Here is a 12,145-nt window from a genome sequence, read left to right as displayed (position 1 = left end):
GCGGCGGCCCAGCCCGCCCCCGACGGCGCCCGGCACGGCGTGCCCGCGCCCGGACGCTCCCCCGAACCCGCCGCCCCGGCACGGTCCCGGGCCGCCGCCGCAGCCGCGGCCCGGCACTCGCAGGCGGCCACCGCCCCGCTCCCCCGGCCCGAGGCCACACCGGTGACCCGCCCGCTGCGGGAGCGGCCGCACACCCCGCCCCCCGGCCGGCCCGGCACCCGCGACCGCGGGCACCCCCGGGACCGCCAGCACACCCCCGCCCCCGGCGGGCGGCCCGGCAACGCGCGGCAGCGGCTGTTGCGGCAACGGCTCGTGGTCTTCGTCACCGTGACGCTCGGCGTCGCACTGGCCATCGCGGCCGCCCAGGGGTGCGAGAACCGCAGCAAGCAGGGCCAGCGGCCGTCCGGCGGGTCCAGCGCCAGTGCGCCCGCCGCGGGCGGCGCGCAGGCCGTGCCGGGGACCTCGGTGGACGGGGCCGCCGCCGCAGCCCCCGGCACCCAACCTCCCGCCGCCCAGCCTCCGGCCACCCCGCCCGCCGCGGCTGCGGCCGCACACGGCGGCACGGGCGACAGCCCGTTGGCGCCCCCGTACGGATCGGGGCCGGTGGTGGACTGGCCCAACCGCAGCTACCCCGACGGGACCGGCGGGCCCGGCATCGCGCTCCGGGACGGCCGGTCGGTCGGGGCCGGCCCGCAGGTCGTGCTCAGCTCCGTGCTGCCCGCCCGGTACAAGGGCGCCCCGGCTGCGGTCGTCGTCCTTCGGCGGGCCGAGGGCTCGGTGCCGGTCGACCTCGTCCAGCTCTTCTCCTTCATCGGGGACACCCCGGTCGCCGCCACCTCCCGCACCTCGGCGGCCGACCCGCAGGCGACGGCCACCTGGCGGCTCGACGGCGGGACGGTCGTCCGCGAGGAGCGGGTCGCCGCGACCGGCGCGACCACCTCCACCCGCTACACCGTCCGTACCGACGGCACCCTGGACGAGTCCTGGCCCGGCGCCTCCGGCCCCGCCACCCAGCCCCCGGCCGCCGCCCCGGCTCCGCCCACCGCTGCGGCGGGCTGAGCACGGGAGGGCGCGGCACAGGAAGTCGGCCTGGCCGACTTCCTGCTTCCCGCTTTCTACGTGGGGGCTCCTCCGGCGTGAGAGGGGAGGCCGACGTCCCCGTCAGGCGGTGGGGGCGGTGACGGCGTAGAAGGAGACGGCGGCGGCGGCGCCGACGTTGAGGGAGTCGATGCCGTGGGCCATCGGGATGCGGACGGCGTGGTCGGCGGCGGCGAGGGCAGGTCCGGTCAGGCCGTCGCCTTCGGCCCCGAGCATCAGGGCCGCCTTGGGGAGGCGGTGCGGGGCGAGGCCGGCGAGGTCGACGGCGCCGTCGGCGGGGGTCAGGGCCAGCAGGGTGAACCCTGCGGTGCGGACGGTCTCCAGGGCGGCCGGCCAGGGGTCGAGCCGGGCATAGGGCACCGCGAAGACGGCGCCCATGGAGACCTTCACGGCGCGCCGGTACAGCGGGTCGGCGCAGTCGGGCGAGAGCAGGACGGCGTCCATGCCGAGGGCGGCGGCGCTGCGGAAGATCGCGCCGAGGTTGGTGTGGTCGACCAGGCCTTCCAGGACGGCGACCCGGCGGGCCCCGGCGAGCAGGTCCGCGGCCTGCGGCAGCGGCTTGCGTTCCATCGAGGCGAGCGCGCCGCGGTGGACGTGGTAGCCGGTGACGGCTTCGGCGAGCCCCGGCTCGACGACATGGACGGGGGCGTCCGCCTCGGTGATGACGTCGGCCATCACCTCCAGCCACTTGGAGGTCAGCAGCATCGACCGCATCCGGTAGCCGGCGGCGAGGGCGCGGCGGATGACCTTCTCCCCCTCCGCGATGAACAGGCCTTCGGCGGGTTCGCGCCGACGGCGCAGTTCGACGTCGGTGAGGCCGGTGTAGTCGCCGAGGCGGGGGTCGGCGGGGTCGGTGATGGTGCTGGGTTCGGACACCCTGCGATCTTGCCAAGGCGGGGCGGGGAAGGCCAAACGGCCCAAGCCGCGGGGCGGGCTGGCCTTGGCCCTGTGCCAGCCATGGTGCAAACATGGCCGTATGGCCCGTTTTCCGGGCCGATCCTGGGCTCCGTCGGCCTCTGGTGCTACTGGTTCCGCCGGCTCCTCCGGTGGGCGCCCAAACGGTCGGCTACAGCTGCCACGCGCGAAGCGGCCGTGGCCCGTACGGCACCGGTCGGTGGCCGGGCAGGTGTTCGCGCTGCAGGTCCTCGTCGTCCTGCTGCTGGTGGCGGCGGCCGCGGTGGCGCTGGTGGTGCAGTCGCGCACCGACGCCGACCACGAGGCCCGCAACCGGTCGGTGGCGGTCGCGCAGACCTTCGCCAACTCGCCGGGCATCGTCGACGCGCTGCGCTCCCCCGACCCGACCGCGGTCCTGCAGCCCAAGGCGGAGGCCGCGCGGATGTCGTCGGGCGTCGGCTTCATCGTCGTGCTGAACGACGACGGCATCCGCTACACCCACCCCGACCAGGCCCTGATCGGCCACAAGTTCGTCGGCACCTACCTGCCCGCGGTGCACGGGCAGGTGGTGACCGAGCGCGTCACCGACTCGCTCGGCCCGCTGGTCCAGGCGGTGGTCCCGGTGTACGCGCCGGACGGCTCGGTGGCCGGGCTGGTCTCGGCGGGCGTCACGGTGCGCAGCGTCAGCAGCGCGAGCGAGCGGCAGCTGCCGGTGGTGCTGGGCGCCGCCGCGGGCGCGGTCGGGCTGGCCACCCTCGGCACGGCGCTGATCAGCCGGCGGCTGCGGCGCCAGACCCACGGGCTGGGCCCGGCGGAGATGACCCGGATGTACGAGCACCACGCGGCCGTGCTGCACGCGGTGCGCGAGGGCGTCATGATCGTCGGCGCCGACGGTCGGCTGCTGCTCTGCAACGACGAGGCGCGGCGGCTGCTGGACCTGCCGCCGGACGCCGAGGGCCGGCCGGTGACCGAGCTGGGCCTGGAACCCGCGCCCGAGGAGCTGCTGACCGCCCAGCGCCCGGTGACGGACGAGGTGGTGCTGGCCGGGGAGCGGCTGCTGGCGGTGAACGTCCGGCTCACCGACCAGGTGGGCGGCCCGCCGGGCTGCGTCGCCACGCTGCGTGACTCCACCGAGCTGCTGGCGCTGTCCGGCCGGGCCGAGGGCGCGCAGCGGCGGCTGCGGCTGCTGTACGACGCCGGGGTGACGGTGGGCAGCTCGCTGGACGTGACGCGGACGGCGGAGGAGCTGGCGCAGGTCGCGGTGCCCCGGTTCGCGGACTTCGTCACGGTGGACCTGGCGGACCAGGTGCTGACGGGCGAGGAGCCGCCGCCGGGCACCTCGCTGGGGCGGATGCGCCGCGTCGCGCTCGCCGGGATCCGGGACGACGCCCCGTTCTACCCGGTGGACACGGTGCTGGACGTGGTGCCGGCCACCCCGCTGGCCGGGGCGCTGCACAGCGGGGAGTCGGGGCTGGAGCCCTGGCTGGCCCAGGCCCCGAGGTGGCGGGAGCAGGATCCGGAACGGTCGGCCCGGGTGCTGGCGTACGGGGTGCACTCGATGGTGCGGGTGCCGCTGCGGGCGCGCGGGGTGCTGCTGGGGGTGGCCCGGTTCTGGCGGGCGGACCGCTCGGAGGCGTTCGAGGCGGACGACCTGGTGCTGGCCGAGGAGCTGGTGGCGCACGCGGCAGTGTGCATCGACAACGCGCGCCGCTACACCCGGGAGCACGCGATGGCGGTGACGCTCCAGCACAGCCTGCTGCCACGCAACCTGCCGCCGCAGAGCGCGCTGGACGTCGCGCACCGCTACCTGCCGGCCCAGGCCGGGGTGGGCGGCGACTGGTTCGACGTGATCCCACTGCCGGGCGCGCGGGTGGCCCTGGTCGTCGGGGACGTGGTGGGGCACGGCCTGCACGCGGCGGCGACGATGGGCCGGCTGCGGACGGCGATCCACAACTTCTCGACGCTGGACCTGCCGCCGGACGAGCTGCTGGGGCACCTGGACGACCTGGTGAACCGGATCGACCAGGACGAGGCCGGGAGCGGCGAGGGCGCGGCCCTGACCGGGGCGACCTGCCTGTACGCGATCTACGACCCGGTGGCACGGCGGTGCACGCTGGCCAGCGCCGGGCATCCGCCGCCCGCCGTGGTGGGCCCGGACGGACGGGTGGTGTTCCCGGAGCTGGCGACCGGGCCGCCGCTGGGGCTGGCGGTGCTGCCGTTCGAGAACGTCGAGCTGGACCTCGCGGAGGGCAGCCGTCTGGTGCTGTACACCGACGGGCTGGTGGAGGACCGCGAGCGCGACATCGGTGAGGGGCTCGAACTGCTGCGGGCGGCGCTGACCGGGCCGCCGCGCACACCGGAGCAGACCTGCGCGGACGTGCTGGGGGCGATGCTGCCGGAGCGTCCGCTGGACGACATCGCGCTGCTGGTGGCACGGACCAGGGTGCTGGCGCCGGACCAGGTCGCGGAGTGGGAGGTGCCGCCCGAACCGGCGGCGGTGGGCGCCGTCCGGGCCGAGGTCGCGGAGCGGCTGGCGGCCTGGGGGCTGGACGAGGCGGCGTTCGTCACCGAGCTGATCCTGAGCGAACTGGTGACCAACGCCATCCGGTACGGCACCGGGCCGATCCGGGTGCGGCTGCTGCGGGACCGGGCGCTGATCTGCGAGGTGTCGGACGGCAGCAGCACCTCGCCGCACCTGCGGTACGCGGCGACCACCGACGAGGGCGGGCGCGGGCTGTTCCTGGTCGCGCAGTTCGCGGACCGCTGGGGGACGCGCTACACGGCGACGGGGAAGGTGATCTGGACGGAGCAGCCGTTGGAGTAGCCGCCCGGAGCGGCCGGCCGACGGGGGAAGTCGGGGAGGGAATCGGAGTGGGAAGTCGACGGGCCCGACTTCCCACTCCGGGCGCTCAGCGCTGGAAGGCGGCCGCCAGGACGTTGACCACGTCGCCGACCACGATCACGGTCGGCGGCTTGATCCCCTCGGCCTCGACGGTCGCGGCGACGGTGGCCAGGGTGGCGTCCACCCGGCGCTGGGCGGCGGTGGTGCCCTCCTGGACGATCGCGACCGGGGTGTCGCCCGGGCGGCCGTGCTCGACGAGCTTCGCGGCGATCGCGCCGATCTTGTCCACGGCCATCAGCAGCACCAGGGTGCCGCGCATCCTCGCGGCGGCCTCCCAGTTGGTGAGCGAGCGCTCGTCGTCCGGGCCGACGTGACCGGAGATCACGGTGAACTCGTGCGTCATGCCCCGGTGGGTGACCGGGACGCCGGCCGCCGCCGGGACGCTGATCGAGCTGGAGATGCCCGGGACGACAGTGACCGGCAGTCCGGCCTCGGCGCAGGCGAGCAGCTCCTCGCCGCCGCGCCCGAAGACGTACGGGTCGCCGCCCTTGAGCCGGACCACGAACTTGCCGGCCCTGGCGTGCTCGATCAGCGTCCGGTTGATCGCCTCCTGGGCCATGAACCGGCCGTAGGGGATCTTGGAAGCGTCGATCACCTCGACGTGCTCGGGCAGTTCGGCGAGCAGCTCGCGCGGGGCGAGGCGGTCGGCGACCACCACGTCGGCGTCGGCCAGCAGGCGGCGGCCGCGCACGGTGATCAGATCCGGGTCGCCCGGGCCGCCGCCGACCAGGGCGACACTCCCCTGGCCCGGCTGGCCCGAGGCGCCGCCGACGCCGTGCGCGCGGAACTGGCGGACGGCCAGCGAGCCGTCCCGCAGGCCGTCCACGATGGCGTCGCGCAGAGCCGCGGAGTGGCGCGGGTCACCGGTGAGGACCGCGACGGTGGCACCCGCGTCGCGGCCGCTGGCCGGGGTCCAGGCGGTGGCGGCGGCGGCGTCGTCGCTGCGGGCGCAGAACACCCGCTCGCGCTCGGCCTCGGCGCTGACGGCACCGTTGACCGCCGGGTCGTCGGTGGCGACCAGGGCGTACCAGGCGCCGGCCAGGTCGCCGTCCCGGTACGGGCGGGCGTGCCAGGTGAGCTCGCCCGCGTCGGCCATCGCCTGCACGGCCGGGGTGGTGGCCGGCGATATCAGGTGCAGCTCCGCACCGGTGGCGATCAGCGCGGGAAGCCGGCGCTGCGCGACCTGGCCGCCGCCGACCACGACCACGCGGCGGCCGGCGAGCAGCAGGCCGACCGGGTACGGGGTACGGCCTTCGGTGCTGGGGTGCGGGGTGGGCGCGGTCATCGGCGGTGCTCCTGATCGGGGGTGAGGGTCCGGGGTGCGGGTGCGGCGTGACGCCGCTCCGCGGACCGGCGCGCCCTCGGGCCGGTCCGCGGAGTGGTGACGGAGGACGTCAGCCCTTCTCGGTGACCCCGGCGGAGTCGAAGGTGGCTACATCGTGCATCGCCCGGGCCGCGCTCTGCACCAGCGGCAGGGCCAGCAGGGCACCGGTGCCCTCGCCGAGCCGCAGGTCCAGGTCGATCAGCGGACGCAGGCCCAGCTTCGCCAGCGCGGCCTGGTGGCCGGGCTCGGCGGAGCGGTGGCCGGCGATGCAGGCCGCCAGCACCTCGGGGGCGATCGCCTTGGCCGCCAGCGCGGCCGAACCCGCGATGACGCCGTCCAGGACCACCGGGGTGCGCAGCGAGGCCGCGCCCAGCAGGAAGCCGGCCAGGGCCGCGTGCTCCAGGCCGCCGACGGCGGCGAGGACGCCGATCGGGTCGGCCGGGTCGGGCCGGTGCAGGGCCAGCGCGGCCCGGATGACCTCGATCTTGCGGGCGTGCGTCTCGTCGTCGATGCCGGTGCCGCGGCCGGTGACCTCGGCCGGGTCGAGGCCGGTGAACACCGAGATCAGAGCGGCCGAGGCGGTGGTGTTGGCGATCCCCATGTCGCCGGTGACCAGCGCCTTGTTGCCGGCCGCGACGAGGTCGCGGGCGGTCTCGATGCCGACCTCGATGGCCTTGAGGGCCTCCTCGCGGGTCATCGCCGGACCCTGGGTCATGTCGGCGGTGCCGGGCTTGACCTTGCGCGGCAGCAGGCCGGTGGTGCGGCCCTGCTGGATGGCCTCCGGCAGTTCGGCGGCGACGCCGACGTCGACCACGCAGACCTCGGTGCCGATCTGCTTGGCGAAGGAGTTGATCACCGCTCCCCCGGCCAGGAAGTTGCCGACCATCTGGGCGGTCACCTCCTGCGGCCACGGGCTGACGCCCTGCGCGTGCACGCCGTGGTCACCCGCGAAGATCGCCACGCAGGCGGGCTCCGGGATCGGCGGCGGGCACTTGCGGGACAGGCCGCACAGCTGGGCGGAGATGATCTCCAGCATGCCGAGCGAGCCGGCCGGCTTCGTCATCCGCTTCTGCCGGTCCCAGGCCTCGCCGAGCGCCTTGGCGTCCAGCGGGCGGATGCCGCGCAGGGTCTCGGCGAGCAGGCTCTGCGGCTCCTCGCCGGGCAGCGCGCGGTTGCCGTACTGCTCCTCGTGGACCACCCAGGACAGCGGGCGCTTCTTGGCCCAGCCCTGCTGCTCCAGCTCGGGCTCGTCCGGGAAGGAGTCGACGAAGCCGACGCACAGGTAGGCGACGACCTCCAGGTGCTCGGGCAGGCCGAGCTCGCGGACCAGCTCCTCGTCGTCGAAGAAGCTCACCCAGCCGACGCCCAGGCCCTCGGCGCGGGCGGCCAGCCAGAGGTTCTCGACCGCCAGGGCGGCCGAGTACGGGGCCATCTGGGGCTGGGTGTGCCGGCCCAGCGTGTGCCGGCCGCCGCGGGTGCGGTCGGCGGTCACCACGATGTTGACCGGCGTCTCGAGGATGGCCTCGATCTTGATTTCCTTGAACTGCTTGGCCCGGCCCTTGGGCAGCGAGTCCGCGTACACCTCGCGCTGGCGCTCGGCCAGGGCGTGCATCCGCCGGCGGGTCTTGGCCGAGCGGATCACCACGAAGTCCCAGGGCTGGGAGTAGCCGACGCTGGGCGCGGTGTGGGCGGCCTCCAGGACGCGGATCAGCACCTCGTGCGGGATCGGGTCCGGGCGGAAGCCGTTGCGGATGTCGCGGCGCTCGCGGATCACCTGGTGGACGGCCTCGCGTTCGGCCTCGCCGAAGCCGGGCGCGGCCGGGCCGCGGGGCTCGGCCGGCTCTTCGGCCTGCTCCTCGGCCGGCGCTTCCTCGGCGGGCTGCTCCGCCAGGTCCTCCGTCGGCGCCTCCGCCGGCTCCTCCGTCGATGCCTCCGTCTGCGGCTCGACGGCCTGCTCGGCAGGCTCGGCCGGCTGCGGCTCGGCGGCGGGGGCCTCGGCTGCCACGGACGCGTCAGCGGCCTGGTCGGCGGCGGGGGCCTCCGGTGCGGCGGCCTCCTCGGCGACGGACTCGGCGGCCACGGGCTCGGCGGCCACGGGCTCGACGGTGGGGGCCTCGGCGGCGGGGGCCTGTTCGGCGGACTCTGCGGCCGGCTCGGTGACGGGCTGGGCCTGATCCTCCGGGGTGGCCGGGGCGGTCTCGGCGACCGGCTCGGCGGCGGTCTCGATGGTCTCCGCGGTTGCGGCAACGGGCTCGGTGGCGTCGGCAGCCTCGGTGACCGGGGTGGCGTCCGCGACCTGCTGCGGCGCGGTCTCCGCTGCGGCGGCCTCGGTCTCAGGCTCGACGACGGGCTCGACGACCGGCTCGACCGGGGCCTCGACGGCCTGGTCCACGACCGGCGCGGCCTCCTGCGGCTGCTCGCCCTCGGTGGGCTCGATAACGGGCTCGGCAGCGACCTCGACGGCAGCCTCGACGGGCTCGACGACGGCCTGGCCGGAGGGCATCTCGCCCGTGCCGGCGGCGGTCTCGGCGACCGCCTCGACGACCGTTTCGACGACGGGCTCGACGACCGCCTCCGGCGCGGGCGCCACGGCCTCGGCGGGCTCGCCGGTCTCGACCGCTCCAGCGGCCTCGACGGGCGGGGCGGCCTGGACCGGCTCCTCGGCCGCTATGGGAGCGGGCTGCTGCGGGGCGACCTCCTCGGCCACCGGGGCCTGCGCGGCCGCCGCGACCGGAGGCAGACCGGTGGGCGCGGCGAGGAATGCGGAGATGCGCCGCGGCGGGCCGGCCGGGGCGGGGGCCTCGGTCTGCTCCGCGGGCGCGGCCTGCGCGGCGGCCTCGACGCCAACCTCGGCGACGGGCTCGACGGCGATCTCGACCGGCGCCTCGGCGGGCGCCGTCACCACGGCCCCGGCGAGGGGCGTGCCGCTCGGGTCGACGACCGGCTGGCCGGACTCCGCCGGGACCGGCTCGGCCACGGCGGCCGGCGCCGCGTCCACCACGGCCTCGGCGACGACGACGGCCTCCGGCAGTTCGACGACCTCGATCACCTCGATCGCCCCGACCGTCTCGACGGCCAGCTGGGCCTCGACCGGGTACGAGGCCAGCGGCACCTGCTGGAACTCCTGGGCCTCCGTCGCGGGAACCACGGGCGCCACCGAAGGCGCGGGCGCTGCCGGAACGGCCTGGGGCGCGGCGGCCGGCGCCGGGGCGACGGCCTCGGCCATCGGCGGCCGGCCGACCACCGGGATGCCGTGCGCGGGCGTGCCGCCCTGCGACGGGCCGCGGTCGGCGAGCGAGCGCACCGGGACCTGGCCGGTCATCAGCGACGGGTCCGGGATCGGCGGGCCTGCGTGCAGCGGGCGGCGCGGCGGCTGAGCGGCCGTCATCGCCTCCGTGGCCTGCGGGTGCGCCGGGGCGGCGTGGAACGGCTGCTGCGCCTGCTCGGCGCCGAGCGCCGGCGGCTCCAGCGGCGGCCACGAAGGCTCGACCGGCGTGCCGTCCTGCTGCGGGGCGAGCGGCGTCTGCTCGGTCGGGAGGGGCGCCAGCGGCTCGCCCCAGGAGCCCTGCGGACCGGGCATCAGCAGGACGTCGTCCTCGTCGTCCTGGTCGAGGAAGTGGAAGGCCGGACGCGGGGCGCCCGGGTCGATTCCCCAGCCCTCACCGGGCACACCGGGAGCCGGTGCGCCGGAAGCCGACAGGCCGGGGGCCGGTACGGCGAAGCCGGACGCGCCCAGCGGCTGGCCCTGCGGCGGGATGACACCCGCGCCGGGGGGCATCGCACCACCGGCCGGGCCGTGGCCCGGCGCCGTCGGGTTCGGGATCACACCGCCGTCCGTCGCGACGCCCTGGAGGGGTGCAACGCCCGCGACGCCCTCCGGTCCGCCGAGCGTGTCCGGCCCGGCGTTCAGGTGCTCCGGCAGTCCCTCGCCCGGGACGTGGCCGCCATCGGTCATTGTCAAACGCTCCTTCCAGGCCGCTGCCGCGCCCTTGGCGACACGATCACCGACCGCAGCGCCCATCCGCACGGGCCGGGCCTGCACCGGCCCGTCCCTCAACCACACGCGGCCGCCGCGCCGAGGCGCTGCGGCCCAAGTCTTTCCGGCGCACTGCGGCACCCCGGCCTGCGCACCGCCCACACCGGGCGGCGCACCATCTGAAACAACGACAACCCGGAGCAACCGGCACGACCGCACCGGACCCTACGGCATTCTCCAGGTCCGGCACGCGGCCCGTCGAATTGCCCACACTCCGAGCAAAACCGGATTGCACCACGTCAAAAAGGCGACAAACCGACTGAATCGGGTGGGTCGCCGACCGCCGCAGCCGCCCAGGACGCCACACTACCGGCCCAGCACGGTCACCTCTCGAATCGGTGTCCGGATGCGACCTGGATCACCGCCCGGCCCCACCACGACCCCTCAGCAGCACAGCGCGGGAGCAGAATGCGCCCGGCGGATCAGGCCGAATCCACAGGACGCACCCCGGTCCTTCACGCGATCTGCTCACCCCAGAGCAGCAGCACGCCGGTTCCACCCGCCCCCAGAACCAGCCCGCCACCGGCGCCACCGGCGGCCGACAGCGGAGTGGACTGCAGCAGCACACCGTCCGCCCGGTAGCCGGCCTCGGTGATCGCCCGGTGGATCTGCTCCCCCTCCGCGAGGGTCCGGGGCACCGCGACGAACCGCTCAGGACGGCGGGCCAGCACCGCGCGCACCACGTCGAGGCCGCCGGACTCCACCACCGCCACGTCCGGCTCGGGCAGGCCGCCCAGCACCTCGGGGCCCTGCCCGTGCACGGTCTCCACCTCGACGCCGTACCGGCGCGCGTTCACCGCCAACCCGGCGCAGGCCGAGCGGGACGCCTCGACCGCGACCACGGCGGCGCCGAAGCGGGCCGCCTCCACCGCGAGAGCGCCGCTGCCCGCGCCGACCGACCAGACCAGGTCCCCCGGACGAGCACCCAGACGGGCCAGCACCAGGGCGCGCACGTGCGCGGGGAGCGCCTCCGATGCGCCGGGCTCGTCCCCCGCGCGCCCGGCGCCCGCGTAGGCGTCACCGGGGAGCGCCCAGCCGCGGTCCGCGCCGGGGAAGCCGACCGGGCGCCCTGCCAGCCAGCCGGCCTCCGTGTCGACCCCGCCGGCCTGGGGACCGCCGTGGCCGCCGATCACCAGCACCACGTTGGGGTCGCGCCACACGTGGTCGGCGATCCGGTCGGACGTGAGGACGGTGACGTCCTCGTCCGGGGTGCCGAGGGCCTCGCAGACCACGAAGGTCCGGTGCACCCCGCGCAGCATGAGGGCCAGTTCGCTCGGCCCCGCGCCGGGCGCGGTCAGCACCGCGACCTTGGGGTGGGCCCGGCAGATGTTGGCCGCGCGGCGCAGCCGTCCGCCGTGGGCGCTGACCACCTGGGCGTCCTCCCAGGGCATGCCGGCCCGGGCGAAGGCGGCGGCGACCGAGGAGACGGCGGGCAGGACTTCCAGTTCGAGGCCGTACTCGGGGCGGCGCAGCGCGCGCACGACGCCGAAGAAGCCCGGGTCGCCCTCGGCGACCACGACGGCGGCGCCGCGGTGCTCGGCGATCCGCCGGGCGGCCTGCCGGACGTTGCCGAGGGTGATCCGCTCGGCGGCCTCCGGCACCGGGAGGGCGTTCAGTTGGTAGGGGGCGCCGGCCACCAGGGTCGCTGCGGCGAGGGCCGCGCCGGCGGCCTCGGTCAGCGGCGTGCCGTCCCACCCGATGACCGTGATCCGGTCAGCCATCTGCGGCCGTTCTCCCTCGACTCGGTGCGCGGACCGGCCTGCGACCCGGGGTGTCCCTGTGGTGTCACCCGGTGTGCGACTCGGTGCGCCGACAAACCGCGCCGGTGTGCGGCGCCGGTGCAGAGGCTACCGGGTGTGATCCCCTCGGCGCCGACATCTCGTACACATGT

At 76.4% G+C, this 12,145-nt stretch carries 5 protein-coding genes and 1 pseudogene; 2 read left to right on the top strand and 4 right to left on the bottom strand.

All coding sequences use genetic code 11. The features are described 5' to 3' along the window. Positions 1 to 1,059 (top strand): annotated as a pseudogene (locus ACFWPI_RS32825) (hypothetical protein); the annotation flags it as partial. 102 nt (positions 1,060 to 1,161) lie between these two features. Here the strand turns inward: ACFWPI_RS32825 and ACFWPI_RS32820 are convergent. After that, on the bottom strand, positions 1,162 to 1,974 hold the full coding sequence (locus ACFWPI_RS32820; RefSeq protein ID WP_380379917.1) for a TrmH family RNA methyltransferase: 813 nt from the start codon (positions 1,972 to 1,974) through the stop codon (positions 1,162 to 1,164). Between the two features lie 238 nt (positions 1,975 to 2,212). Here ACFWPI_RS32820 and ACFWPI_RS32815 point away from each other — a divergent pair, with 238 nt between their 5' ends. Continuing rightward, complete coding sequence (locus tag ACFWPI_RS32815) at positions 2,213 to 4,816, top strand: SpoIIE family protein phosphatase (protein WP_380379920.1); 2,604 nt, start codon at positions 2,213 to 2,215, stop codon at positions 4,814 to 4,816. 85 nt (positions 4,817 to 4,901) lie between these two features. On the opposite strand, the gene cobA is transcribed toward ACFWPI_RS32815, so the two are convergent. The 3 genes from cobA to cbiE form a co-directional block, all read right to left on the bottom strand. Beyond that, positions 4,902 to 6,179 carry a uroporphyrinogen-III C-methyltransferase gene (gene cobA, locus ACFWPI_RS32810; RefSeq protein WP_380379923.1) on the bottom strand — a complete coding sequence of 426 codons (1,278 nt, stop codon included), beginning with the start codon at positions 6,177 to 6,179 and terminating at the stop codon, positions 4,902 to 4,904. A gap of 109 nt (positions 6,180 to 6,288) precedes the next feature. Continuing rightward, positions 6,289 to 10,173: a nicotinate-nucleotide--dimethylbenzimidazole phosphoribosyltransferase gene (gene cobT, locus ACFWPI_RS32805; RefSeq protein WP_380379926.1), complete on the bottom strand. Its 3,885-nt coding sequence runs from the start codon at positions 10,171 to 10,173 to the stop codon at positions 6,289 to 6,291. 536 nt (positions 10,174 to 10,709) lie between these two features. Further along, positions 10,710 to 11,975 (bottom strand): precorrin-6y C5,15-methyltransferase (decarboxylating) subunit CbiE, encoded by a 1,266-nt coding sequence (cbiE, locus tag ACFWPI_RS32800; RefSeq protein WP_380379929.1) that lies wholly within the window; start codon positions 11,973 to 11,975, stop codon positions 10,710 to 10,712. Positions 11,976 to 12,145 lie beyond the last annotated feature (170 nt).

The organism is Kitasatospora sp. NPDC058492 (assembly GCF_042720685.1).
Lineage (GTDB): Bacteria > Actinomycetota > Actinomycetes > Streptomycetales > Streptomycetaceae > Kitasatospora.
This window is presented reverse-complemented; position numbering and strand designations above follow the sequence as displayed.